We start from the raw sequence: 24768 nt of genomic DNA on the forward strand, positions 1-24768 counted from the left end.
GCCTATTCGGCTGGCTGCGGCAATCCGGTTTCTGGATCGGCAATCTCTTCGTTGTCCTTGGCTGCCTTTACCCGCGCGCGATCGCGCCGGTGCAGCAGGAAGAATGTAAGAGCCGCGCCGACAAGCGGCAGATAGAAATGCATAAGCCGCCACGTGCTCATAGCAGGCACGACAACGCCAATCGCGACAAATGGTGCGAACAACAGCAGAAACGCCGCCTCAGCCCCGCCAGCGCCGCCTGGAGTGGGTACGATTGAGCTGATGGTCTGCACCAGCCATTGCAGCAGCCAAAACAGCGCAGGCTGCCATTCAACGCCAAATGCGAGCAATATCAGCCCGGCGATGGAGAAACGCACCAACCATTGGAGCGCGGAAAATCCAAGATTGATCAGCGCCAACCATTTGCCCTGACGAAAGACGCTGGCCCAATCGCGAGCAATTTGCGCCACATGGGACTTGATCCGGTTGATCAGCCGGGCGGTCCATTCGCGCACCCGGCGGCCCATAACGCCCGCCCCGATTAAAGCAGCAATTGCCGCGATCGCCAGCAAGACGCACAGGACAATCATACTGGCCGTGCGCAAAGTCCCATCCAGCCGCGCGAGGATCAGCGGATCAGAGCCGATAAATTCGAACATCGCATAACCGGTAATGCCAAGGCACAGCGCAACTATCGCGAGGGTGATGAAAGTGTCCTCTGCCGCCTGAAATGAGATCAGCGTGATAGAACGGCGCGAATCAACCCCCTCCCCCATCAGGAACAACAATTTGATTGGCATACCGCCGGTAGAAGACGGCGTGACCGAATTGGCCACCATCGTTCCGGTGATGACTTTCAAAGCTTTGCGAAAACCGAATTCCAGATCGAGAAACCGCGCCCACAGTGCCAGACGCATGGAATTGGCAATCATCGGCACGAATACGAGCAGAGCGACCAGACCCAGAAGATTCGGTTCTTTAAGCTTCTCGCTCAGATTGATACCGCCGAGCGCATAGATGAGCACGGCCACATTGCCGAGCGCAACAATCGGCAGGATCGACAGAGCAATCGTCAGCGTGCGGCGCGGCATGTTGCGCCAGTGGCTTACAGCGGGGTGATCATCCGCGGCTTCGGCCTTGGGAGCTGCGTCCTCGCTCACGAAAAACTCAATGCGCGTTTAAGCGGTTCGGCAATAGCCCCGTCGCGGCGCGCATCACGCCCTTTCAATGCTTCGACATATTCGACATTGATGAGCTGTTCGAATGTCTCTTTCCAACGGTTATGCGAATTGGCCAGCTCAACCGAGCGATCTCGCATCGACTGATAATCGCCGCGCCACACTTTCACGACATTGTTGGCCATCGAGATAAAATCATCAACCGGGCCAAGCAGACCGGTGCCGTCCGGCACGCGTTCGGGCATTGCTCCGCCAGATACGCCAACAACCGGAAGCCCGGACGCCTGCGCTTCCAGAACGGAAATACCGAATGTCTCATCGGCCATACCGCTCACATAAATGTCGCAAGAGGCAAGCGCGGTCGCAAGATCCTTTCGGTTGGTCACATAGCCAGGAAATGCGATTGGAAGGCCCTGAGATTGCTCGATCAGGCTTTCACGCAGCTTGCCTTCGCCCAGCAGAACCATTCCCGCGCCCAAATCCGGTGGAAGGTTTTTGAACATATCGACCAGCGTGTAGGCGCGTTTTTCATTGTCGAGCCGTCCGGCATAGATCAGCAGCGGGCCATCACCCTCTGGCAGGCCCACTTTGGCACGGTAATCGGGATCGCGGTGATCGCGTGAGAATTGATCGACATTCACCCCGAGGCCGAGCAACCCGGTATTCTTTTGCCCGACATTGTTGAGCATCCGCTCTGCTTCGCGATTGAGCGTATAGACGCGGTCAAACCGGTTGTATGTCAACCACGCATAGAAATAGCCGAGGTTTTTGAAAAACGTCGCCGGATAATGCCCCGACAGGTCTTTCATGACACGGTATATCTGTGCGTTCGGAAAGTCTGTGCGATACCCGGCAACCAAGGCCGTATCGGGAAACCGCCAACGGTGGCGGATCGCCAGCCATGGCAGCACCCACGGGCACTGGCTCTCGATAATGTTAGGCTGGTATTCGCGGAGAAGCTCGAACACTTTATCGTTGCGATTGATCCAGCGATAATTGGGGCTGCCCCACACTTGAGGGGCGCCGACTTCGGCAAAGATCGTGCGACCTTCAACCGTAATCTTATCTTCTGGTCCGGGCACAATCTGGAGCAGTCGATGATCGGAATGTTCGAGGAAATATTTACGTTTTTCCTTGAGGTAGGTCGAAATGCCGCCCCCCCCGCTCGCGGACCAGCTTTGGGTTAGGTCGCAGACGAGCATGTTTTCAGGCAAAGCGTTGCCCACGACCGGCGTACTAGCCGAGTAACTGGCGTGACGGTTTGGCGTCATATGCAACGTCCATCTGCTTTCTGGTTTTGCCTTAGATACGACTGCGTAGGAGCCGCAAGGGATAAAATTGCCGTTTATGCAATCGATTGCCCGCGTAAATAGTGGCTAATCGCTACAATTAAAGTCCCCCAATCGGGCCCCATTGGAAACCCTGACCTGAACGCGGCATTACTATCGCGCGCTATTGCTCCATAACCGCAGGAGCGCTCGGATTGACCCCGCCGGTCAGGATCGGCCTGTCTTCGTTGGCGAGAATTCCGACGACTGTCGTCCAGACGGCCACATTCTGACGCAGCTGATTTATATCAATCTTATCAAGCGTATCATCAGGTGTGTGGTGCAGGTCGAAATACCGGGTTCCATCCTGCTGCAGATCAATGATCGCGCCTTTTTGATCGCGCACAATATTGAGATCCGCCCCGCCGCTTGCACGGATGGACGAATCTGCAACGCCAAATCGCGCAACGGATTTCGCGATCAGGCTGTGCAGATCGGGATTGGTTTCGCGAAAATTGCTTTCAAATCGCCAGACCCGGTCCGCGCCAAAATCGCTTTCCAGCCCGACAGCAATCGGTTCATCAATATGCGCCTTGCTATACGCAACAGAGCCAAACAGGCCGACCTCTTCGGCGCCAGCAAACAGGACACGGATCGTGCGCAGTGGTTGCCCCGCTTTGCGGACATTGCGCGCAGCGGCCGCGATAATCGCGCAGCCTGCGCCATCATCAAACGCGCCCGGCGCATTCCACCAGCTGTCGATATGACAGGCCAGCAGAACCGGCGGTAAAGCCGCATTCCGCCCAACAATTTCGCCAACAACATTGCCGCTCATTGTCATCCCCAGACGGCGCGGATTGAGTTCGAGTTTAAGCGAAAGCGGGGCATCACCGGCCCGTTCAAACATCCGCTCCAGATTTTGTGCATCCGGCACACTCAGAGCCGCAGCGGGGATTGCCGATACGCCTTCGGGAAACCGGGTTGTGCCTGTATGCGGGTTGCGGTGCAAATCGGTGCCTACCGATTTTATCACAATGGCTGCAGCGCCTTTTTGCGCTGCGATACCGGGGCCGGCAAAGCGTGCGCCGCCGAAATATCCGTAATGCGATCCATCCATCGAAGGGCGCATTTCGTGGCTCACAAAGGCGATTTTGCCGGTCAGGCTGCCTTCCGGTGCGGCGATCAGATCATCAAGCGTGGGGAAATACACCACCTGCGCCTCGATCCCGCCTTCGGGCGTCGCCGCGCTGTTTCCGAGCGGCTGAACCACAAGGTTTTGCATGTAAGGCGCAGTGACGCTGGCCCTGTGAACATCGCCCGGCACCCATGTGTCCATCTCGAACGGTTCATTGGCGACATTGTCAAACCCGTTCGCGTTCAGCCAAACCATCGCCCAATCGCGAGCTCGGGCCTCGGCCTCTGTCCCGGCTTGGCGCGGTCCCACTTCGGTGGTGATCCCTTCGACAAAATCCCACGCAATAGTGTCCTGCTCCAAGGCCTTATCTGCAATTTCGGCGAGCGACACCGAGGCAGGTTCTTGTGCAGAAAGCGAAATGGCGGACGAAAGCGCGGCGAGCGTAAGAGCTGATTTATACATCGGCCGGTACGTAAAGAGGCCTCAGCTGCAAGTCCAGCTGAGGCCTCTCATTTCCAAAGTCATGCCTGATGAAAAATCAGAATTTCACTCCGGTCGAAACGCCCCAGATGCGGGGCTCGTTTACCATCGCGGTCAGGTTGTTGAAATCAATGCCGCTCACCGGCGAGGTGTCGTTCGTTATGTTCCGAACGAATGCTGCGATTTCAAAACTGTCAGTTTCATAGCCGACTCTCAAACCGCCCTCGAGCTGGTTTGCGTCTTGAAATTCGATCGATTCGTAGAGGAAGAAATTGATCCGCGAACGATAGGCCCAATCGGTGAAGATGTAGAAATCACCGTCACCCATGGGGATTTCATACCGGGCGGTCCAATTGGCGATCCAGCGCGGCGATTGTGGCAAACTGTTGCCGTCAATATTCACGATGGCAGCGGAGAAAGGAGCCGCCGGGGTTACAATCGGATCAAGGACGGTACACAGCGAAACGTCAGGGAACGTATCGACACGCACTCCGCCGCAGGCCGCAGTCGTCAGATTTTCGTCCTGAATCTCATTGAAGTTATAGCTTACGCCAGCAGTGAGATAGAGATTGTCGACCGGGATCAATTGCGCGTCGAGCTCAAATCCATAACCACGCACATTGTCCGCATTGATCAACCGGTTCGCATTCACATTCCCGCCAACGGCGGTCAGCTGTGCATCATTGAGATCATACAAAAATCCCGACAGGTTGATCCGTGCTCGGCCATCGAGGAACGTCGATTTGATGCCGCCTTCATACGAAGTGATGGTTTCGGAATCAGCAACGGACACACCATCTTCCAGCGGAGTTGCCGTCGCCGGAGGAAACAGGATCCGGCCCTGAATGCTCGGTGCACGGTAGCCGCGCGCCACGCGGGCATACAGGTTGACGTCATCACTCGCTTCGTAGGTGACACTCGCATCCCAGGTAACAGTATCGTCGCTGACAGAGCGGGTTACGGTTCCGAGCGGGTTCTGCAGAAAGCCTGGGAACTGCGTATCGCGGCTGCGTACGACCACGAAATCGCGTTCATCATCATTATAGCGCAGCCCGCCGGTGATGCTGAGCTGATCCGTGACATCAAATGTTACCGATCCAAACAGACCCAGCGCTTTGCTTTCCTGTTGCTGCGATACGACAATGTTGATGCCGCCTGGCGCATTGAACGGATCGCCCAGTGTCGAATAGTTTTCGCTCAGGATTGAAAGCGATTCGTCAAAGTAGAACACGCCAGCCTGATAGCTGAGCGGGCCGCTGCCATTGCTGGCAATGCGCAATTCCTGCGTGAATTGTTCAAGGTTCGGGATCGAATCCCGCGTTTCTGCAGTGAACGGGATCTCGCCCGGACCAAACAGGTTTGGCGGCAGGAAATTCGCACCAAAACCGCCATCGACATCGCCGACGGAGGTGGACGTACCACTCCAGAAGCTGGTGACAGAAATCAGGGACACCGGCCCGACATCCCATGTAACACGAGCAGAGGCGTTTTGAGTTTTGACCGATTGTTCATTCTGGCCATCAACCGACACGACATCGCGGTCAAAGTTTGCGTTCAACCCTTCCTGACCGCGTGTGAAATTGTTTGCCCGGAACAAACGCGCTGTACCATCAAGGTCCCGAATTTGACCGGTGAGGAGTATTTCAAAATTGTCCGTCGGATTGATTTCGGTCTGAAGACGGAACGCAAATTCATCAAATCCGCCAAACGCATCCTCGGTTGTCCCTGATGGCAAGACATTGTCGACATAATTATCCTGCCGTTGATACAGGCCGGATACGCGGACATTGATCTTTTCACCAAGCGGTCCGCCAACGGCTGCTTCCGCATTCAGGTTGTTGAAGCGTCCGAATGAAACCTTTGCATAGCCGCCGGGCTGATCGCTTGGTTTGACGGAATCGAATTTGACAATGCCTGCCGGTGTGTTGCGGCCAAACAAGGTGCCCTGCGGGCCGCGCAACACTTCGACCTGTTGCATATCGAAAACCGGAAAGCCCTTGAGGATCGGGTTTTCGAGGACGACATCATCATAAACCAGGCTAACCGGCTGGGCTGCGTTGAAATCGAAATCGGTATTGCCAAGGCCGCGAATGTAAAAGCGCGGGAAAGTCCGACCGAACGATGATTCCACGATCAGGCTGGGCACGCGGCCTGACAAAGCGCGAATATCCTGACCGCCGCTGCCAAGCGCTTCGAGCGAATCGTCGCTGATCGCGGTGACAGATAAAGGCACATCCTGGAGGTTTTCTTCGCGGCGCTGCGCGGTAACAATGATCTCTTCGACTTTGCCTTCGGTTGCGCCGTCTTCATCCTGTGCGATGGCGGGCGCAGCATAAAAGGCCGCAAATGCAACCGCACCGGCGGCGGATGAAGTAAGATATTTCGCAGTGAATTTCATGGAATTGTCTCCATTGGGATGTAGCGATTACGGCGGAGCGGCCTACCCGCTTTCAGAATCAGGCCCGGATCGTGGGCCGCGCCAGATTGCAGCGCGCTATCGGCTCGTCAATTCGGCGTTGTGAATGCTCGTGATTGGCGAAATTTCCGTTGCGCTTCTGCCACGATGGCCGACGCTGGATGCTTGCTACGCGGCGGTTCTCTCCCTATTTGCGCTGCGAACGATCATTCACTCAAAGTTACCGCAGTAAGGAACCGCCCGATGGCCGCGCAATATGCCTATGTCATGAAGAACATGACCAAGACTTTCCCCGGTGCCCCGAAACCGGTGCTGTCGAACATCAATCTACAGTTTTACCAAGGCGCAAAGATCGGCATTGTCGGGCCAAACGGCGCGGGCAAATCCACCCTGATCAAAATCATGGCCGGGATCGACACCGATATCACTGGCGAAGCATGGGCCGGTGAGAATATCACTGTCGGTTATCTGCCGCAGGAACCGCAGCTTGATGAGAGCAAGACGGTGCTGGAAAACGTGCGCGAAGGCGCGGGCGAAACCGCCGAAATGGTCGAGCGCTTTAATGCGATTTCCGCCGAAATGGGCGAGCCGACCGATGACACCGATTTCGACGCGCTGATGGAAGAGATGGGTGTTCTGCAGGAAAAAATCGATGCGGTTGACGGGTGGACGCTCGACAATCAGCTCGAAATTGCCATGGAGGCGCTGCGCTGCCCGCCTTCCGATGCGCCGGTCAACAACCTTTCCGGTGGTGAGAAACGTCGCGTTGCGCTTACCCGCCTGCTGATCCAGAAACCGGGTATCCTGTTGCTGGACGAGCCGACCAACCACCTTGATGCTGAATCAGTCGAATGGCTGGAAAACCACCTCAAGGAATATGCAGGCGCCGTGCTGATGATTACGCACGATCGCTACTTCCTTGATAATGTGGTCGAATGGATTCTCGAGCTCGATCGCGGCTCCTATTATCCTTATGAAGGCAATTACTCGACCTATCTCGAGAAGAAGGCCAAGCGTCTGGATCAGGAAAGCCGCGAGGAATCCGGCCGCCAGAAACAGCTCAGCCGTGAACTGGAATGGATCAAACAAACACCAGCCGCGCGCCAGACCAAGTCAAAAGCGCGCGTGCGCAAGTTTGAACAGCTTCAGGATGCGCAAGGCGACCGTAAGCCGGGCAAGGCGCAAATCGTGATCCAGGTGCCAGAGCGGCTCGGCGGCAAAGTGATCGAGGCGAAGAACATCTCGAAAGCGTATGGCGACAAGCTGCTGTTTGAAAACCTGTCTTTCATGCTGCCACCGGGCGGCATTGTGGGCGTGATCGGCCCGAACGGCGCGGGTAAATCCACTCTGTTCCGCATGATTACCGGCCAAGAAACACCCGACAGCGGCACCATCGAAATCGGTGAGACCGTCCATCTGGGCTATGTCGATCAGTCGCGCGATGATCTCGACCCCAAGAAAAACGTGTGGGAGGAAATCTCCGACGGGCTCGATTACATGCAGGTCAACGGCCACGACACTTCCACCCGTGCTTATGTTGGCGCGTTCAACTTTAAAGGCGGCGATCAGCAAAAGGTTGTCGGCAAACTGTCCGGCGGTGAGCGTAACCGCGTGCACATGGCCAAAATGCTGAAACAAGGCGGCAACGTCCTGCTGCTCGATGAGCCGACCAACGATCTCGATGTGGAAACACTCGGCGCGCTGGAAGATGCCATTGAAAACTTCGCAGGCTGCGCCGTGGTCATCTCGCACGATCGCTTCTTCCTGGACCGTCTCGCAACGCACATCCTCGCGTTCGAGGGCAACAGCCACGTCGAATGGTTCGAAGGTAACTTTGAAAGCTACGAAGAAGACAAACGCCGCCGTCTAGGTGATGCAGCGGATCGGCCTACGAGATTGGCGTATAAGAAGCTGACTCGGTGAAGGTCGCTGCTGTTTGCGCGATCATATGTTGAGATCTCGCCAGCAGGTGTCGGATTCGGCGGCGATGGTGCAGCGACTGACAAAAACACGAGTTTAAGCAGAGTGTAGTCGTCACCCCCGCGTAAGCGAGAGTCCAGTGCGGTGTGACTCATGTTGCAAGCTGGGTTCCCGTCTGCGCGGGGATGACAACAACTGGGGAACGCTATATCTGTTGTCAAAATCAACAATGGGCACGCTCCATGAAACACCTCACCGCCCTCTTCACCACCTTTGCCCTCATCGCCGTCCCTGCCGCCGCGCAGGATGAACTCGGCGACTTCCTCGAAGCGACCGCGGCTGAAACCGTTCCGGTTGAACAGCCCGCCGCCGATGCTCCCATCGCTGTCAGCGCGCTCAAGAAAGCGGGCGGCACACCGCCCGCCTTTATCGACTCACCAGAAGAAGTCGCAGGGCTCAAAGAGCTTCAGGCCTTGGGCGCGCAGGGCGAACCGACAATCGACTTCGTGATCCGCGCCGATGGTTCGATCACCGACATTGTCGTCTCGAAATCCACCGGCTCGCCTGAACTGGACGCTGTGGCCGTCGCCTTGGTCGGGCAATTCACAGCCCAACCGGGCCGCGATGCCGCTGGCAATCCAGTCGATGTGGCTGCCGAAATGCCGCTCAATTTCTGGAAAGACAGCCTTGCCAAAGGGCAATTGGGCGAAAAAACCTGCGCCGAGTTTTTGATTGATGCAGACTGGCACCTCGCCATGTTTCCCGATCAGACGATCAAGGATATGCGCATCTGGAAACTCACCCTCGGCGCTGCGGTGCTCGTCCATCCTGACAGTTTTGCTTTCAAAAAGCCCACGCCTCAGGACGTTTACGACAATTGCCAAAAGAAGCCGAAAGCCGGTTTCTTCAAAACCTTTATGAAAGACGCCTGAGTGCGCACCGACCAAAGCGCACACCAAAATACAGGCCTAGGGTGAAACCCAGCGCCCTTCCCAGCTATCGCCGCCGCGCGTAAACTGCGCCCGAACATGGCCGGTATGCGCGAGATAGAACCAATCGATCTCCTCCAGCGTGATGAGAAGCACCGAAAAATTCGGGCGGCCCACCACGACTTCTTCGTCAGTCGGCTCAACCCCTTCGAATTGCGACGGCAATCCTGATGTTGGCATGTCCGATGCCGTTCCGGGACCATCGCCCAGATAACACCGCCGCGCAAAGTTGTTGCCCGCATCCCACGCCGCCTCTGTTACCGGAGCATCGCGCAAGACTTTGCCCTGCCCGCGCACTCTGATCTGCACCTTGGCGCCTTTGTCATAAAACAGCACGGCCATGCGCGGATCGGCATCGATCGTGGCAACTTTTGGCGCGCGCGTATCGGTATGAAACCGCAAAGTGAACGCGCGTGCGTCGAATTCGCGCAGGACCATGGTCCGTGCATCCACATCGGCGGTGACGACCGAAGGCGTGTGCATCGGCACCTTGCGATCCTTGCCAGCGCGGATAAGACGATTGGTGATGTCCTCTTGGACGGATTTTAAAGTGTCAAACATTGTGATTGCGCATGTGCTGCTTGAACGGCCCCCGTCAAGGCATTCATAAAAGAAGCCCCCAACATGAACGTAAGCCTAAACGACCGGTTAAGGCTCGCGACAGAGACTCGCGTCTAGAAACCAATGTATCGAAACGTATCAATCATGCCGCAGGTGGTGGGCGGCGACACAGGAGGCACTTATGAACATATCCCTATTGTTAAAGGGTAGTGCGCTGTCGGCCCTCGCATTTGCGTTGGCACTTGTTGCACCACCCGAAGAAGCCCACGCGGCTACGTCTGCCATGGAAGCAGGCGCGGAAGCAGAAAGCGGGCAGCCCGAAATGCGCGGAGACCGGCGGGCTAACCAGCGGATCAACCGCAGCGAAACGCGTTCAAACAATCGCGGTTCGCGTCAACAGGCACGCCAGGAACGCCGTTCAGAGCGGCCCGCTGCGCGCCAAACCAATCGCGCTGAACGCCAGAGCAGTCGCCAAGGCAATCGTACAGAGCGCCGCGAGACGCGTCAGACCACGCGGTCAAACCGCGGTGATGCACAGCGGGGCAATGATCGCCGCGTCAATCAAGGCAATGCCCAGCGCCGGACGCAGCAATATGATCGCAGCAGAGAACGCGCCGGCAATCGCGCTGAGCGTCGCGGCGAACGGACAGAGCGCCGGGGCAATCAGGTGGACAACCGCACCGAACGCCGCGGCAACCGGTTTGAAAACCGGACCAATCGCCGGGCCGACGGTCAGATAGATCGGGCACGCCGCGATGGCTATCGCAATGGTGTTCGTCAGGAACGCAGCCGTGACCGGTTTGAAGACCGCCAGATCCGCCGCGATGGCTACCGTGATGGTCGCCGTGCAGAACGTCAGCGTGATGTACGCCGCGGCGATCGTCGGGACTATCGCCGGGATAACCGCAATGGTTACAACCGCGGATACCGCGATGCGCGCCGTGAAGTTCGCCGGGACTATCGCCGGTGGAACCGGACTTGGCGGAACAACAACCGCTACAACTGGCGCGGTCACCGCTTTTCCAATCGCGGGATCTTTAGTCTGGGCCGGTATTACGCGCCGTTCCGCGGGCACCGTTACAACCGGCTCCAGATCGGGTTCTTCCTGGACAACCTGTTCTTTAGTTCGCGGTATTACATCAATGATCCGTGGTCGTATCGTCTGCCGCAGGTCTATGGCCCCTATCGCTGGGTCCGGTATTATGACGACGTAGTTCTCGTCGATATCTACACCGGCGAAGTGGTCGATGTTATTCACGACTTCTTCTGGTAAAGACCGGTTGAAACCAAAATCAGAGCCCCCGCCCGAGCAATCCGGCGGGGGTTTTGTATCCTGCGGGAGCGCATCAATCATACCATTTGCACCGCGCTGTTGAGTTGGTAAGCAGCGGCTATGGCGAAGACTGAAACCATCCCCGATCAGGCCGCACTCAAACGCGTCGGCAAAGCAGTGAAAGACCGGCTGGAGGCCGATCCGGGCGTCTATAAGATCCCGACCGATCTAACGGACATGTATGCCGTTGGCGATTTCCTGACCGGGGCAGAATGCGAACGGCTGTGCCTGATGATTGACGAGGTTGCGCGTCCTTCATCGCTGCACGAAATCGGCTATGAAAGCGGGTTTCGCACCTCGTATTCCGGCGATCTTGATCCGGGTGACAGTTTTGTCAAAGGCATCTCGCGCCGGATTGACGATCTGCTCGGCCTGCCATCGATGGTGGGCGAAGCGGTTCAGGGGCAGCGATATCTTCCCGGTCAGCAATTCAAGCCGCACAATGACTGGTTCTATTCCTCCGAAAAATATTGGGAGCTGGAGCGCAAACGCGGCGGTCAGCGCAGCTGGACGGCGATGGCATACCTCAACGAAGTTGAAGAGGGCGGCGGTACGCATTTCACCGAGATTGGCATCAACATTGAACCCAAGCCCGGCGTTTTGCTGGTTTGGAACAATGCCAAACCCGACGGCAGCCCGAACGAAGACACGATGCATGCCGGCACCCCTGTCCTGAAGGGCAGCAAATACATCATCACAAAGTGGTATCGCACGCGAAAGTGGGCGTAGGAAAGGCGGGTTTTCGGCCCGCTATTCCTACCCCTTTGCGATTATGCCTTGGCCAAAGCCTCGGCGATTAGTTTGCGGCTGTTCTCAACACCGTAAAGCGCGATAAAACTGCCCATACGCGGCCCTTGTTCACTGCCAAGCAGTGTTTCGTACAAGGCCCGGAACCAGTCACGCAGGTTTTCAAAGCCGAACTCTTCACGTTTGCCAATTTCATAGACTGCGGTCTGCAGCGTCTCCGCATCGGCATCGCTGGCGGCCCCTGCAAGCGCATCATCAAGCGCGCGCAAAGCCGCCGCCTCTGTTTCCGAAGGCGCGCGTTTGTTCAGCGTTGGAACAATGAAGTCACGAGTATAGGCGACCGCCGCATCAATCATGGCATCGACAGAAGGATCGTTAACCGGTTCGCCGAGATAGGTCGTCAGGTAATCTGATACATTTTCGGCGGTCGCTTCTGCGCCAAGGACGCTTGCAAGATTGAGCAAGAGGCCAAACGTCACAGGCACAGTGTCACCTGCTCCCGGAGCCTCGGGCCCCTCATGATGCTTGTTCGCGCGCAGCAAATGCCAAACCGGATTGCCCAATTGTTTATCGAGCGGTTGCTCCGCCAAACGTTCGCGGAATTGCCAGTAATCATCGACTGCGCGCGGGATCACGCCGGTATGCAATTGCTTTGCGCTTTTCGGATTAGGGAAGATGTAAAAGCCAAGGCTCTCTTGCGTCCCGTATTCCAGCCATTGCTCAATCGTCAGACCATTGCCTTTCGATTTTGAAATCTTCTCGCCTTTTTCATCGAGGAACAGCTCGTAAATCAGGCCCTCTGGCTTGTTACCGCCAAGCACACGCGCAATCTTGCCCGATTGCACGCCGGTATCGGTCAAATCCTTGCCGTACATTTCGTAATCGACGCCCAGAGCAACCCAGCGCATCGCAAAATCGACTTTCCATTGCAGCTTGGCCATGCCGCCAAGCGCACTTTGTTCGATCACGGTGCCGTCTTCATCGGTGAACCGGATTAGGCCGGATTGCGCATCGACGATCTCTACCGGTACCTGAAGAACGACGCCGGTTGTCGGGCTGATCGGCATAATCGGCGAATATGTGGCGGCGCGTTCGGCGCGCAATGTCGGCAGCATAATATCAAGAATGTCCTGATTATGCGCGAGCACATTTTTCAAAGCATCATCAAACGCGCCGGAATTGTACCGCTCGCTAGAAGCGACAAATTCATAGTCGAAACCAAACCGGTCGAGAAACTCCCGCAGCATCGCATTGTTGTGATGCGCAAAGCTTTCATATTTTTCGAACGGGTCGGGAATTCGCGAAAGCGGCTTGCCAAGATTTTCGGTGAGCATCGCCTGATTGGGCAAATTGTCGGGCACCTTGCGCAGACCGTCCATATCGTCACTGAATGCGACCAGCCGGGTCGGCTGACCCGTCAACGCTTCATATGCGCGGCGAACAAACGTGGTGCGCAGCACTTCCTGGAATGTGCCGATATGCGGCAGGCCCGATGGTCCATATCCGGTTTCAAACAGCACGGGTTCGCCATCCGGTTTGCCCTTGCCATTCTTGCCGTTCAGCCGCTTTGCAAGGCGCTGAGCCTCCTGAAATGGCCATGCCTTGGAATTGCGAGCGGCGTCTTGGAGCGATGTATCTGTCATAGTGTGGCGGCTTTTATGGAAGGTTGGCGGGGTTGCAAGCGCGAAGACGATTTCCGGGCTGGCTACTGTAGGACCTGGGTGACATGTTGGAGAATGTGTCACCCGTGCAAAAATTGCGTTTATATATGCAGGACAAGGGTTTGGCCCATGTTGGACATGGGTGACACTTTTCCAACTCAACTGCCGAATGATCGGGACGCGATTTCGGTTCCTGCCTATGGCAAAGGCGCGGTGTAGGACAGAAAAAGCTATGATCAGCAGAAACTTGCGCTTGCGGCGTGAGTTTAGCGCGATAATAGCAAACCAAGATGCATTACAGATCGCGCTCTGTTCTACTCACGTTGATGCTGATGGCCATTGCCGTCCGCACCGTTTTCGGGGCGCCATGCTGCATAGATCAGGCTCAGGCCGCTCCGCTTGAAACGCACGCTGCCAAAAACAGCCACAGTCAATCGGCTGAAACCGCGCAATCCGCCGATGATCCCTACAGCGATCACGCCGATAAGAACACGGCGAATCCGTGCTGCTCTGCATGCGGGCCAACGCTGCCGCCTGAAACGGCCTCCGCCAATGTTCCCATCGTGCCGCGCGCTGCGCCCGAGCCTGCACCCATCCGCGAGCTCGCAACGCGCCCGCCCTACCCCGCCTATAACGCTACGGGTCCGCCGCTCCTGATCTGAACACCATTTTCAGATTTTCAGGGCGGAGAAACAATCACCGCATTTGCGGGCGTCAATTTTGCGGCAACAGGCGGCGCGCTGAAAGGCTGGCGCCTCGGTGTCGAGGGCGGTCTTCCTCTAATTCAGGATCTGAACGGCCCGCAAATGCCGACAGATTTCACGCTGACAACAGGCCTTCAAAAAGCCTTTTAACACGTTAGCCCTAGGGCATCCCCCCGCCTTAGGGTCGCATGAGAGGGGCAGCGCCGCAGCAATGCGTGCGTTGTCCCTCTTAGCTTTTGGGCTAGGCAAATACGCCGCTGCGTCTGATGCGCTGTGCGTCCTGAAATTTGTGCAGCAGTCCGGGGATCAAAAACAGATCCGTAAGTATCCAGAACAACCAGATACCCAATCCCAGCATTCCGATCTCAGGGACGATAATCAGCACGCAAAGTGATGTGAAAAATGTGCCCGTCTGAGCAAGCCCGCCTTTGGTGTCGCCGCAGTAAAAGCGGTGGGCGGAAACCTGCGCGAGGATAAACCAGAACAGATAAGCGATAACGACATGACGCTTTTTTGGCGGGCCGAAGACCTTGTCTATCAGGCCGCTATTTGGCCGATTTTTGGCCGATTGCCCCACTGGCGAGCTACGCCGGAACCCGGCCGCAAGCGGGCGGGCCGCGCGAGGCTCATCGGCCAGATGATCAAATGTTGTCGAACGCGGCGCATTCGATCCGGACGGGCTAAAGCTGGTGGGGTTTAACCGGCGCGATTTGTTCGCTCTTTCAGACGCAATAAAGGCCTCGCGTCTGGCAGCCACTTCGTCTGCGGATGGCTGCGCTTGGCCGCCAAAGGTGGACGCGCTGCCGATGGCCGCATCCTGCGCCCCCGCCTCTTTGGCAGACATCCCCTTGCGTCCGAAACCCATAACCCCTCCAAAAATTCAGCAATCGTAATAGTTTGGAGGCGTCAAAATGCCTTTATCGCGTTACCCTTGCGTATAAAGGCGGGTGATTTTTCCGTTCGTGACTTCATATTCGGAATAAGAACAGCAGACCTCGCTGCCGTCCGGAAAAATATACGCAATCGACAGGAACAGCAGATCGCCGTTCATCCCGCTGCTGTCGACACGAATGGCGGGCGCACCTTGGACAAAATTGACGCGGTAGAGCGCGCTGATTTGCTGGTGACCGGTGGCCACAGTCACGCCGTTCAAATTGACGATCGCATCCGGCGCAAAAGTGCCAAGGAACCGCCCAAGATCGCCCGATCTGTAGGCATCAACATGCGCCTGAACCGCGCGGGCTGCGGATTGATCCTGCCCATTTTCGGGATTGTCTTCTTCAGCGCCGACCACAGGTGACGCGGTCAATATCGCAGCTGTAAAAATGATGTTTCGCAATCGCATGGTGCCGCCCGTTCATCCCGGTCTTTAAAAACTACCCAGAAGTGTCGCGTGCAATCGTTTACTTTTCGTGTGTCTTTACGCATTTGTCGGGATGTGAGCGACGCCCCTTTCCCTCCTTCAAGCCCGGCTGCCGCACCGGTGCCCTTGCCCGCCTTGCATGCCAATCACGGCGGCAACTGGCTGCGATCCCCCACGGGAAGCACCGGGGCTGTGTCAAAAGGCGATGCGATCATGGCGGCATCGGACACGCCGGTCCTGATCCTGAATGCGCCGCTGGTCGCCAATCGGCTGGGTTATCCCGATCTGTCCGGCCTTGATCTGCTGGAACTGTTCGCGTTTGTGCATCCGGCCCGGTTTTGCGTGCCGACCCCGCGCGGTCTGGCGCAGGCCTTGGGAATAGACGAACCTGAAAACGACGAGCATGTACCCGGATTTCTGCAACGCGCAGCGGGCGCGATGATTGCGGCATGTGAAGATCCCGAATGGTTTGAGCGACAAGGCGCCTGGAGCACTTTGCAGACGATGGAACGGCTGCGCTGGCCATGGGCACAGGTGCTGAAACCGCATATTGCCAAGCCTGAGCGCGCCGAAAAATGGCTGTTCGCGGCACTGCCTGAATGGGACGAAGCACCCGAACGCGGATCACCGCGTCAGGTTGAATTGCCCAATGACGATGTCCTGGCGCAGCTCGATCATCTTACCGGAGCCGGATCGGAAAAACGCCAAGGCCAGCGAGATTACGCGCAAAACACCGCGCGAATTTTTGCTCCGCGTGACCAGCGCGAATTGCCGCATGTTGCGCTGGCGCAGGCGGGTACGGGTATCGGCAAGACGCTTGGCTATCTTGCGCCTGCATCGCTGTGGTCGGCGGCCTCGGGCGGCACTGTCTGGGTGTCAACCTTTACCAAGAACCTGCAACGCCAATTGCGCACTGAAAGCCGCAGAGCATGGCCGGCAAAGCGGCCCGACAACACCCCGCCGGTTGTTGTGCGCAAAGGGCGCGAAAACTATCTCTGCCTGCTTAATCTGGAAGATGCGCTGCAAGGCGGATTTGCCGGACGCCCTGCAATCCTCGCTCAGCTTGTTGCGCGCTGGGCGGCGTTCACCCGCGATGGCGATATGATCGGCGGGGATTTGCCCGGCTGGCTCGGCACGCTGTTCCGCAAACGCGGTATCGCGGCGCTGACCGACCAACGCGGAGAGTGTATCTATGCCGGGTGCCCGCATTACCGGAAATGCTTTATCGAACGCGCCGCCCGCGACAGCGCGCAGGCTGATCTCGTCATTGCCAACCACGCGCTTGTCATGGTCAACGCAGCGCGGGGCCGCGACCATGCGCAGCGCCCGACGCGTTTGATCTTTGACGAGGGCCACCATGTCTTCGAAGCTGCGGATTCGACTTTTGCAGCGACCCTTTCCGGACAAGAAGCGATCGAACTGCGCCGCTGGATCATGGGGCCTGAACGCAAAAACAGAGGGCGCCGCCGTGGACTTGCCGCGCGCCTTGCCGATGTCGCCAGCTATGATGACGCAGGCGGCGAGGCGATAGAGGACGCATGCGAGGCTGGAGCGGCCTTACCCGGCGAAGGCTGGCTGCAACGCCTGGTCGAAAACGAACCCTCCGGCCCGCTAGAGAAGCTGCTGGCGACTGTGCGCGGCGCGACATATGCGCGCGATGAAAGCGGCGGACAAGAAGCGGGTTACGGTATCGAAACCGAAGCAGGCGGATTGCCCGGCGACGTGATCGAAGCCGCGACCGCCGCGGCAGAGGCGCTGGCCGCGATCCGCACGCCCCTGATCCGGCTGGGCGGCCGTTTGGAAGCGATCATGACCGATCCGCCCGACTGGCTCGATGGTCAAGGCCGCGCCCGCATCGAAGGCGCGCGTTTCGCGCTGCAATGGCGGGTTGATCTGATCGCAGCTTGGGAGGCTTTGCTGGCGCGTCTTGGCGGTCCTGCGGACCCGGAATTTGTCGACTGGCTGGCGGTTGACCGGTCGGACGCGCGCGAATTTGACGTGGCCATCCATCGCCGCTGGCTCGACCCGATGAAGCCTTTTGCAAAGGTGGTGCTGGAGCCTGCGCATGGGGTGATGCTGACCAGTGCAACACTGACCGACAGGATTGGTTCGCAGGCAGGCGATGCCCAAGAGACAAAATGGGAAAGCGCAATCGCAAGATCGGGCGCGGCCCATGTCGAGGCGCAGCCGATGTTGTCCGCTGCGCAAAGCCCGTTTGATTATGCCGCCCGCGCCGAAGTGCTGATTATCACGGATGTGAAAAAAGGCGACCTGCCGGGCCTTGCGGGTGCCTATGCGCGCATTATCGAGGCATCCGAAGGCGGCGTACTGGGCCTGTTCACCGCGATCCGCCGGATGCGCGCGGTGCATGGCCGCATTGCCGACCGGCTCGCGCGTGAAGGCCTGCCGATTTACGCGCAGCATGTTGACCCGATCGACACCGGCACGCTGGTTGATATTTTCCGCGATGATCCGCGCGCCAGCCTGCTCGGCACCGATGCCTTGCGCGACGGGGTCGATGTGCCGGGGCGTTCGCTGCGCTGTGTCGCATTGGAAGCGGTGCCGTGGCCGCGCCCGGATATTCTGCACAAGGCCCGCCGCGCGGCCTCCGGTGCAGGCGGACAATATGATGACCGGATTATCCGCGCACGATTGGCGCAGGCATTTGGGCGGCTGATCCGAAACAAGGATGATCACGGCCATTTCGTCGTTCTGTCCTCCGCATTTCCAAGCCGGCTTTTGACCGCCTTTCCCGATGGCACCGCCATCCACCGTGTCACTTTGGACGAGGCATTGGAGCGCATAAAAACCGGTCTAATCGGCGAACGCGCACCGAAGCCGGTCGAAACCGATGGCCATGCGGACCTGGAACCGCCAGACTGGATGCCATGATCGAAAACTGGGTCTTTCTGGTCAGAGTGATGACCATCGGCAGCGGCCTGACGCTGATTGCGATGGTCGTCGCCAGCGAAGTGCGGCTGGCGATCAGAGTGCCGTTGATCGGTATGCTGATTGGCGTGATCGGGTACCTGTTGAATTCAACCCCGCTGATGACATCGAATGGGCCAATGGACCCGTGGATCGATCTGGTCTCGCTTTCGTCTCCATTCTGGATCTGGCTGTTTGCCCGCCGTCTGTTTGAGCGCGAACCGGAACAGCGAGTTATGCTGGGCGCGGCTGCGGCGATGCTGCTTGGGTGGTTTTTGTCCAATTTCGTGCCCGTCACAGGGCTTACGGGCTTTATCTTGCTGCATCTGGTTGCGCTTGCCCTGATCGCTGATCTGGTTCGGGTGGGCATTTTCGAACGCGTAGATGATCTGGTCGAACAGCGCCGCATCGTGCGATTGTGGCTACCGTTGCTTGTTGCGGCGCAGGCCGGTCAAATCCTGATCGTGGAATTGCTTGAATTGTTTTCGGATGTAGACAGCGGGTATCCGCCTGCTTCGTTGTTTAATTCGGTAATTATTCTGCTGATCATGCTGTTCGCCGCGCTTGCCCTGTTTCGCACGCAGCCCGATCTGCTACCCTCCGAAGAGGAACAAGGCACCCCGCCAGAGGATCTGCCGCAGCCGCTTGACCTGACACCGTCAGAACAGGTGCTGCATGACAAATTAAAAGCCGCGATGTCACAAGGCGCGTATCGCGAGCTTGGGCTGACTATTACGGTTCTTGCAGACCATCTCGATACGCCCGAGCACCGATTGCGCGCGCTTATCAATCGCCGCCTCGGTCACCGCAATTTCTCGGCGTTCCTTAACCGGCACCGCATTGCCGAAGCACGCGAAAAACTGTCCAGCCCAGACGATGTCGATCTGCCGGTGCTGACCATTGCGATGGATTTGGGTTACAATTCGCTGCCGACATTTAATCGGGCATTCCGCTCTGAAACAGGCACAACTCCCAGCGAATTCAGACGTTTGGCCTTTTCCGATAGCGAGGAGGTCTGGGCAGACACCGCTGGTCAAAACTGAAAAAGCATGAGCATTTTCAGAAATGATGCGGATTGTGCAGGAGCGCGAAGAGCTTTGTGATAGCTTCGAGCATAAAGCGGACATCAACCGCTCAGGAGATGCGCCGTGACGAATTTAGTGTCAGCACCAGAACAGACTGCAACATTTGCAGCCGCACTTGACCGTGTGGGCGAACACTTCTTGAAGGTGATCTGGTTTGATGGCGGGCGCTATCTGATCGCGGCGGGCGTGCTCACGCTATTCCTGCTGGTGTTCAAAACATGGGCGACCAACCGCCGCATCCAGCGCGCGAAAAAGGCAAGCGCTGCGGATTATCGCCGCGAGGTGCTATCTTCAGGGCGCACCATACTGGTGTTTGCAGTGACAACTCTCGCGACGCTGGTCGGGCGCGAAATGGGTGTAATCAACTTTCACCTCGATAATCCGGCATTGCTTACGATTGCATGGCAGTTTGCCCTGATGGTTCTGGTGCATGATGCCTATTTCTATTGGCTTCACCGCGGCATGCATTCCAAGGCGTTGTTCAAGACAACACACATGCATCACCACAAATCGCGCACGCCCACCCCGTGGACAGCCTACAGCTTCGCCAGCACGGAGGCGTTTCTGGAGGCGGCCTATGTGCCATTATTCCTGCTGATTACGAGCCAGCTGGGCATGTCCTATGCAGGCTATGCGATCCTGTTCTTCCTGTGGCACCAGATCATCCGCAACGTGATGGCCCATGCTGGCAGCGAGCTCTTTCCAGCGGGCTGGGTCGATCACCCACTCACCAGCTGGATCAGCACCACGACCCATCACGATCTGCATCATTCCTCGGGCCACAATTACGGGTTCTATTTCACGTGGTGGGACAAGATGATGGGCACCGAACATCCGCGTTACAAAGAAGAGTTTCGTAAGAACGCAAAGCCGCTGATCATGTTTGGTCGTCCGGTTGCATCTGCAGATACAGCCGCCCGCGAAAACGCGTAACTTCGATCACCAGTCCCCAGCGGCCCGCGCACTCCTCGCGCAGGTCAAGCGGCAGTCTTGATGATGCCCTCCACAGGCGCATCATGAGACTGCCGCATTTGCTTTACACGGCGGGGTATATCGTGCTGAAGGGATCCGGATGGCGCGCCGCGCTATGGTGGCATTATTTTAGCGGAGAACCACGCGGGTGACGAAAATTCTCGGACTTTTGCGTCACGCCAAATCCGATTGGGATGACACCGCGCAGCGCGATTTTGACCGGACTCTGAATGATCGCGGGCGGCTTGGCGCGGAAACGATTGGCAATCACATCCGCGAGCACGGCATCGCCTGGGACATGCTCATCGCCAGCCCAGCCGCACGGGTCGTCGCCACGTTGGACGGTGCCCTGCCCGAGCTCGAAGCAATTTTTGACAAACGGCTTTACCTTGCAAGCTCGGACACAATCCTCGAAACGGTTGAGGCGCATGCAATGGCCCGCGATGAAGAGCCGGACACGGTCCTGATCGCAGCGCACAATCCCGGACTACAAGAAGTGCTGCTGGATCTGGTTTCTCCAGCGCGTGAGAATGACCTTTTCAAAGAGGCATCGGTCAAATTTCCAACCGCCACTTTTGCAGTTTTGAAATGCGACATCGAAAGCTGGGCTGATTTGAAAAATTATTGCGCGACACTGGTCCATTTCGCCCGTCCGCGCGACCTCAACCCTGATCTGGGTCCGCAGTTTTAATCCAGGATAAGCTGACGGGGACCGGGGCCTTTAGCGGCCAAATGGTCATTATCGTTATAGATTGCGCATGTCTTCAGGCTTAAACAGCCGCAGCCAATGCATCCGTCCAAAGCGTCGCGGGTCCGCTGTAATTCCGCTATCTTGGCATCCAGCACACCCCGGATGCCCTTGCTAATGCTTTGCCAATCGCGCGCGGTGGGCGTGCGCCCATGGGGCAGCTTGGCAAATTCGGCTTCAATCTCGCCAAGCGTCAGGCCAAGCTGCTGAGCGATACGGATAAAGCTGACGCGGCGGATATCGGAGCGCAAAAAGCGGCGTTGATTGCCGCCCGTGCGCACCGGCTCGACCAGTTTCTTGTCTTCGTAAAACCGGATTGCCGACACCGAAAGGCCAGTGCGCCGCGCCATTTCACCAATGGCGATCAGATCGGTTTTTCGCAGCGTTTTGGCCATCGCAATTCTCCTGAAAATCAACTCTTGACCTCAAGTTAGGTTGAGATTGCATACTTCTCAAGTCTGCTGATTCGGATCAGCTTTTGTGAAGGAAACAGAACGATGCCCACAGGCACTCTCGAACACGCCAATATCTCCGTAACCCAGCCCGAACGCAGCGCGGAGTTGTTCAAACAAATGCTGGGCTGGGAAGAACGCTGGCGCGGGCCAAGCCAGAAATACGGTTGGAGCCTGCATGTCGGCGATCCCGGCAACGGGCAGACATACCTTGCGCTTTACACCGGTGATCACGTGACCGGCGATTTTTCCAAAGGCCGGCCTCTCAACCATGTTGCCTTTGTTGTTGATGATCTGGACGCGGCCGAAATGGTGGTCACCGCCGCTGGCCTCAAACCGTTCGGCCATGATCATTATGACCCTGGCAGGCGGTTCTATTTCTTTGACTGGGACGGGATCGAATTCGAAGTCGTCAGCTATGATGAGGCGGCATCATGAACGAAATTATGCCCCGCGAACCGATGTTTCCCGCAAGGGCAAACCGCACCCGGCCAAAGCGGCCCTACAGCAGGTTTTTCTGCGTCGCCTTGCCTTTTACCCAAGGCTGGTCGGTACAGTTTATCGTCAACTCGCCCGCCCAAGCGACGCACAGCGCCCGTGCATCTTCGGGCGAGCCGGAAACCCAACCGGCATAATCGTCAGACTTTAGCAGCACCGGCATTCGGCTGTGCACGTCCTGCGCCGCCGATCCGGCGCTGTCGGTCATAACCATGGAATAACACAGGCCAAACTCATCGCTTTCCCGCCACACGCCTGCGCACGCAAACAGTTCTGCATCAGGCCGTGAAATCCATGTACGGGTTTTGCTGCCTTTTGGCCCCTGCGCCTCTGCCCAGGCGGTGATCGGAATGAGACAGCGCCGCTCTTCAAAAGAATATCGCCAAAAGAAACTGTCGAGTTTGTCCATGCGGCAATTGTTGACCGGCTTAGGCTTGAGCGGCTGGCCGCTTTTGCCTTTCATCACCAGCGGAAAGCCCCAAGTCATCTGTTTAAGCTCACCGCCTGTCACAACAAGACCCGGATAGCCGGGATACACCTCTTCACCGAAATTCGCACCGCCCAGCGCGTCTACCGCGTCAAACCACTGGGCGACTTCGTCTTTGCCTTTGGTCATGCGGTAGAGGTTGCACATCAGGCCCGGTCCTCACGCATTGCCAACCACAAAACACGCCGCCGCCATCAGCGCGCCGGCCCATCGGTTGGACCGGAACCGGGCAAGCGGATTGGCGGGATCTTCTGCATCAAGCGTGGAAACCTGCCACAGCAAATGCAGCGCCGCAGGCACAAGCGCGGCAAGCGCCAGCCAATCTGGCCGGTACAGCCATATGCCCAGCCCCCACAGCCCGATCGTGGCCGCATAAAACGCGCCCACACCTGCGTGAACTTTATCACCCATCCGCAGCGCCGAGGATTTGATCCCGACCAGCGCATCGTCCTCTCGGTCTTGCAAGGCATAGATCGTATCAAAACCGATCACCCAGCAGATGCAGCCCGCATAGATACAGGCAAGCACATCCCAATTGTCCCAGCGCAGCTGTGTCCACCCGACCAGCACACCCCAGTTAAACACCATGCCAAGCCACGCCTGAGGCCACCATGTAATGCGCTTCATAAACGGATAGGCGGCGACAAGAGCAAGGCTCGCGAGCGCCACGATCTGAGCCTCCAGCCGCAATTGCAGCAGCACGATCAAACCAATCAGGCACAGAACAAACAGCCATCCCCATGCGAGCTTTTTCGATACTCTACCGCTGGCAACAGGGCGCGCGGCCGTACGCGCGACTTTTTTATCGAGGTCGGCATCCACGATATCGTTGTAGACGCACCCTGCCCCCCGCATCGCTATCGCGCCGAGCAATAGCCAGCCCAGCAGCGGCAGCTGCCAACCAGCCCCTGTCAGCCAGACGCCGAAGACGCAGGGCCAAAATAGCAGCCACCAGCCGATTGGCCGGTCAAACCGCGCCAGCTGCGCAAGATCGCGCGGCAATTGCGGCAGGCGTTCTACAATCCCGCGATGTTCGCTGTCTGGGACGACTTGGTCATTCATGACTTGCTCCCTAGCGCCCCCTCGGCCTAGTGAAAAGCCATGCCCGCCACTCCATCATGGCCCCCGCGCAGCGCACCGCGGCTTTTCGTCGAGGATGCACTTTGTGAAGGACAAGTTCTGACACTGGACGGTCCGCGCGCGCATTATCTGGGCAAGGTCATGCGGGTGCGCGAAGGTGACGCGATCATTTTGTGCGACGACAAGACCGGCGAATGGGCCGCGCGTGTGGGTCAGGTGGATAAACGCCGCGTCGATGTTACCGTGGCCGAACGGCTGCGACCTCGCGAAAGTGTGCCTGATCTGTGGCTATGTCCTGCGCTGCTTAAAAAAGATCGCTTCGATATGGTGCTGGAAAAATCAACAGAACTTGGCGTCGGCCGGATCGCTCCGGTGCTGACCCGGCGATGCGTGGCGGACAAACTGAATATGGACCGGGCCCGCACACTCACGATTGAAGCCGCAGAGCAATGCGCGCGCACCGCGCTGCCTGAACTTTGCGAACCGGCAAAACTGGATGCTCTGCTGCGCGAATGGCCGAGCGAGCGCGCTTTATTCTTTGCCGATGAAATGGGCGGTGATCCGGTGGCGGATGCGTTTTGTGACCATGAAGGCCCCGCAGCGATCCTGATCGGGCCTGAGGGCGGTTTTGACGATGCAGAACGCGAGGCGATCAAAGCCCATCCATCGGCGCGCGCCGTATCGCTGGGCCCGCGCATCCTGCGCGGCGAAACAGCGGCGATTGCGGCGCTTTCTGTATGGATGGCCAAGGCCGGCGACTGGCTTGACCAGGAATGATTTCGTC

At 57.6% G+C, this 24768-nt stretch carries 22 protein-coding genes; 11 read left to right on the forward strand and 11 right to left on the reverse strand.

What is annotated here, in order from left to right; genetic code table 11:
• Positions 1–2 precede the first annotated feature (2 nt).
• The 4 genes from FGU71_RS00510 to FGU71_RS00525 all read right to left on the reverse strand — a co-directional run bounded on the left by FGU71_RS00510 (position 3) and on the right by FGU71_RS00525 (position 6438).
• A complete protein-coding gene (locus FGU71_RS00510; protein WP_142786758.1) occupies positions 3–1139 on the reverse strand; it encodes a lysylphosphatidylglycerol synthase transmembrane domain-containing protein in 1137 nt (378 codons plus the stop codon).
• Positions 1136–2428 carry a glycosyltransferase gene (locus tag FGU71_RS00515; protein ID WP_234035572.1) on the reverse strand — a complete coding sequence of 431 codons (1293 nt, stop codon included), beginning with the start codon at positions 2426–2428 and terminating at the stop codon, positions 1136–1138. Before FGU71_RS00515 ends, FGU71_RS00510 begins: the two co-directional genes overlap by 4 nt.
• A 181-nt stretch (positions 2429–2609) precedes the next feature.
• Positions 2610–4022 carry a M20/M25/M40 family metallo-hydrolase gene (locus FGU71_RS00520; RefSeq protein WP_142786759.1) on the reverse strand — a complete coding sequence of 471 codons (1413 nt, stop codon included), beginning with the start codon at positions 4020–4022 and terminating at the stop codon, positions 2610–2612.
• Between the two features lie 76 nt (positions 4023–4098).
• The gene (locus FGU71_RS00525) at positions 4099–6438 is read right to left on the reverse strand and encodes a TonB-dependent receptor (RefSeq protein ID WP_142786760.1); all 2340 of its coding nucleotides are present in this window, start codon (positions 6436–6438) and stop codon (positions 4099–4101) included.
• A gap of 261 nt (positions 6439–6699) precedes the next feature.
• Here FGU71_RS00525 and ettA point away from each other — a divergent pair, with 261 nt between their 5' ends.
• Both ettA and FGU71_RS00535 read left to right on the forward strand, forming a co-directional pair.
• On the forward strand, positions 6700–8379 hold the full coding sequence (ettA, locus tag FGU71_RS00530) for an energy-dependent translational throttle protein EttA (protein ID WP_142786761.1): 1680 nt from the start codon (positions 6700–6702) through the stop codon (positions 8377–8379).
• Positions 8380–8618: 239 nt separating this feature from the next.
• Positions 8619–9308 (forward strand): TonB family protein, encoded by a 690-nt coding sequence (locus tag FGU71_RS00535; protein WP_185960167.1) that lies wholly within the window; start codon positions 8619–8621, stop codon positions 9306–9308.
• Between the two features lie 36 nt (positions 9309–9344).
• On the opposite strand, the gene FGU71_RS00540 is transcribed toward FGU71_RS00535, so the two are convergent.
• A complete protein-coding gene (locus tag FGU71_RS00540) occupies positions 9345–9926 on the reverse strand; it encodes a pyridoxamine 5'-phosphate oxidase family protein (RefSeq protein ID WP_142786763.1) in 582 nt (193 codons plus the stop codon).
• A 181-nt stretch (positions 9927–10107) separates the two neighbouring features.
• Here FGU71_RS00540 and FGU71_RS14195 point away from each other — a divergent pair, with 181 nt between their 5' ends.
• Together FGU71_RS14195 and FGU71_RS00550 are read left to right on the forward strand one after the other, a co-directional pair.
• Complete coding sequence (locus FGU71_RS14195; protein ID WP_234035573.1) at positions 10108–11199, forward strand: RcnB family protein; 1092 nt, start codon at positions 10108–10110, stop codon at positions 11197–11199.
• Between the two features lie 120 nt (positions 11200–11319).
• Positions 11320–11988 carry a prolyl hydroxylase family protein gene (locus tag FGU71_RS00550; protein ID WP_142786764.1) on the forward strand — a complete coding sequence of 223 codons (669 nt, stop codon included), beginning with the start codon at positions 11320–11322 and terminating at the stop codon, positions 11986–11988.
• Positions 11989–12029: 41 nt separating this feature from the next.
• On the opposite strand, the gene FGU71_RS00555 is transcribed toward FGU71_RS00550, so the two are convergent.
• A complete protein-coding gene (locus FGU71_RS00555) occupies positions 12030–13649 on the reverse strand; it encodes a lysine--tRNA ligase (RefSeq protein WP_142786765.1) in 1620 nt (539 codons plus the stop codon).
• Positions 13650–13957: 308 nt separating this feature from the next.
• Between FGU71_RS00555 and FGU71_RS00560 the strand changes: the two genes are divergently transcribed.
• Positions 13958–14329: a hypothetical protein gene (locus FGU71_RS00560; RefSeq protein WP_142786766.1), complete on the forward strand. Its 372-nt coding sequence runs from the start codon at positions 13958–13960 to the stop codon at positions 14327–14329.
• A gap of 283 nt (positions 14330–14612) precedes the next feature.
• Here FGU71_RS00560 and FGU71_RS00565 read toward each other — a convergent pair whose 3' ends face one another.
• Positions 14613–15236 carry a TM2 domain-containing protein gene (locus FGU71_RS00565; protein ID WP_142786767.1) on the reverse strand — a complete coding sequence of 208 codons (624 nt, stop codon included), beginning with the start codon at positions 15234–15236 and terminating at the stop codon, positions 14613–14615.
• Positions 15237–15296: 60 nt separating this feature from the next.
• A complete protein-coding gene (locus tag FGU71_RS00570) occupies positions 15297–15680 on the reverse strand; it encodes a nuclear transport factor 2 family protein (protein ID WP_185960168.1) in 384 nt (127 codons plus the stop codon).
• 267 nt (positions 15681–15947) lie between these two features.
• Between FGU71_RS00570 and FGU71_RS00575 the strand changes: the two genes are divergently transcribed.
• The 4 genes from FGU71_RS00575 (at position 15948) to FGU71_RS00590 (ending at position 21410) form a co-directional block, all read left to right on the forward strand.
• Entirely contained in the window at positions 15948–18626 is a 2679-nt protein-coding gene (locus FGU71_RS00575) for an ATP-dependent DNA helicase (protein WP_234035747.1), read from the forward strand.
• The gene (locus tag FGU71_RS00580; protein WP_142786769.1) at positions 18623–19705 is read left to right on the forward strand and encodes an AraC family transcriptional regulator; all 1083 of its coding nucleotides are present in this window, start codon (positions 18623–18625) and stop codon (positions 19703–19705) included. The genes FGU71_RS00575 and FGU71_RS00580 overlap by 4 nt, the downstream gene beginning before the upstream one ends.
• A 105-nt stretch (positions 19706–19810) precedes the next feature.
• On the forward strand, positions 19811–20680 hold the full coding sequence (locus FGU71_RS00585; RefSeq protein ID WP_234035574.1) for a sterol desaturase family protein: 870 nt from the start codon (positions 19811–19813) through the stop codon (positions 20678–20680).
• 187 nt (positions 20681–20867) lie between these two features.
• The gene (locus tag FGU71_RS00590; protein WP_142786770.1) at positions 20868–21410 is read left to right on the forward strand and encodes a SixA phosphatase family protein; all 543 of its coding nucleotides are present in this window, start codon (positions 20868–20870) and stop codon (positions 21408–21410) included.
• On the opposite strand, the gene soxR is transcribed toward FGU71_RS00590, so the two are convergent.
• Positions 21407–21862 carry a redox-sensitive transcriptional activator SoxR gene (gene soxR, locus FGU71_RS00595; RefSeq protein ID WP_234035575.1) on the reverse strand — a complete coding sequence of 152 codons (456 nt, stop codon included), beginning with the start codon at positions 21860–21862 and terminating at the stop codon, positions 21407–21409. The two genes, FGU71_RS00590 and soxR, sit on opposite strands and share 4 nt — an antisense overlap.
• A 102-nt stretch (positions 21863–21964) precedes the next feature.
• Here soxR and FGU71_RS00600 point away from each other — a divergent pair, with 102 nt between their 5' ends.
• Positions 21965–22357, forward strand: a complete 393-nt coding sequence (locus FGU71_RS00600; protein ID WP_142786771.1) for a VOC family protein — start codon at positions 21965–21967, stop codon at positions 22355–22357.
• A 64-nt stretch (positions 22358–22421) separates the two neighbouring features.
• Here FGU71_RS00600 and FGU71_RS00605 read toward each other — a convergent pair whose 3' ends face one another.
• Entirely contained in the window at positions 22422–23051 is a 630-nt protein-coding gene (locus tag FGU71_RS00605; RefSeq protein WP_142786772.1) for an SOS response-associated peptidase, read from the reverse strand.
• A gap of 12 nt (positions 23052–23063) precedes the next feature.
• A complete protein-coding gene (gene ubiA, locus FGU71_RS00610) occupies positions 23064–23966 on the reverse strand; it encodes a 4-hydroxybenzoate octaprenyltransferase (RefSeq protein ID WP_142786773.1) in 903 nt (300 codons plus the stop codon).
• A 39-nt stretch (positions 23967–24005) separates the two neighbouring features.
• On the opposite strand from ubiA, the gene FGU71_RS00615 reads away from it, so the two are divergent.
• Positions 24006–24761 (forward strand): 16S rRNA (uracil(1498)-N(3))-methyltransferase, encoded by a 756-nt coding sequence (locus FGU71_RS00615; RefSeq protein ID WP_142786774.1) that lies wholly within the window; start codon positions 24006–24008, stop codon positions 24759–24761.
• Positions 24762–24768 lie beyond the last annotated feature (7 nt).

The organism is Erythrobacter insulae (genome assembly GCF_007004095.1).
GTDB lineage: Bacteria > Pseudomonadota > Alphaproteobacteria > Sphingomonadales > Sphingomonadaceae > Erythrobacter > Erythrobacter insulae.

What these genes read in the sequence shown, in the direction of transcription:
- FGU71_RS00535 (WP_185960167.1), top strand. Translation starts at nt 8,619, where the DNA reads ATGAAACACCTCACCGCCCTCTTCACCACCTTTGCCCTCATCGCCGTC.
- FGU71_RS00515 (WP_234035572.1), bottom strand. Translation starts at nt 2,428, where the DNA reads ATGACGCCAAACCGTCACGCCAGTTACTCGGCTAGTACGCCGGTCGTG.
- FGU71_RS00525 (WP_142786760.1), bottom strand. Translation starts at nt 6,438, where the DNA reads ATGAAATTCACTGCGAAATATCTTACTTCATCCGCCGCCGGTGCGGTT.
- ettA (WP_142786761.1), top strand. Translation starts at nt 6,700, where the DNA reads ATGGCCGCGCAATATGCCTATGTCATGAAGAACATGACCAAGACTTTC.
- FGU71_RS00520 (WP_142786759.1), bottom strand. Translation starts at nt 4,022, where the DNA reads ATGTATAAATCAGCTCTTACGCTCGCCGCGCTTTCGTCCGCCATTTCG.
- FGU71_RS00540 (WP_142786763.1), bottom strand. Translation starts at nt 9,926, where the DNA reads ATGTTTGACACTTTAAAATCCGTCCAAGAGGACATCACCAATCGTCTT.
- soxR (WP_234035575.1), bottom strand. Translation starts at nt 21,862, where the DNA reads ATGGCCAAAACGCTGCGAAAAACCGATCTGATCGCCATTGGTGAAATG.
- FGU71_RS00600 (WP_142786771.1), top strand. Translation starts at nt 21,965, where the DNA reads ATGCCCACAGGCACTCTCGAACACGCCAATATCTCCGTAACCCAGCCC.
- FGU71_RS00550 (WP_142786764.1), top strand. Translation starts at nt 11,320, where the DNA reads ATGGCGAAGACTGAAACCATCCCCGATCAGGCCGCACTCAAACGCGTC.
- ubiA (WP_142786773.1), bottom strand. Translation starts at nt 23,966, where the DNA reads ATGAATGACCAAGTCGTCCCAGACAGCGAACATCGCGGGATTGTAGAA.
- FGU71_RS00605 (WP_142786772.1), bottom strand. Translation starts at nt 23,051, where the DNA reads ATGTGCAACCTCTACCGCATGACCAAAGGCAAAGACGAAGTCGCCCAG.
- FGU71_RS00615 (WP_142786774.1), top strand. Translation starts at nt 24,006, where the DNA reads ATGCCCGCCACTCCATCATGGCCCCCGCGCAGCGCACCGCGGCTTTTC.
- FGU71_RS00565 (WP_142786767.1), bottom strand. Translation starts at nt 15,236, where the DNA reads ATGGGTTTCGGACGCAAGGGGATGTCTGCCAAAGAGGCGGGGGCGCAG.
- FGU71_RS00560 (WP_142786766.1), top strand. Translation starts at nt 13,958, where the DNA reads ATGCATTACAGATCGCGCTCTGTTCTACTCACGTTGATGCTGATGGCC.
- FGU71_RS14195 (WP_234035573.1), top strand. Translation starts at nt 10,108, where the DNA reads ATGAACATATCCCTATTGTTAAAGGGTAGTGCGCTGTCGGCCCTCGCA.
- FGU71_RS00555 (WP_142786765.1), bottom strand. Translation starts at nt 13,649, where the DNA reads ATGACAGATACATCGCTCCAAGACGCCGCTCGCAATTCCAAGGCATGG.
- FGU71_RS00575 (WP_234035747.1), top strand. Translation starts at nt 15,948, where the DNA reads ATGGCGGCATCGGACACGCCGGTCCTGATCCTGAATGCGCCGCTGGTC.
- FGU71_RS00580 (WP_142786769.1), top strand. Translation starts at nt 18,623, where the DNA reads ATGATCGAAAACTGGGTCTTTCTGGTCAGAGTGATGACCATCGGCAGC.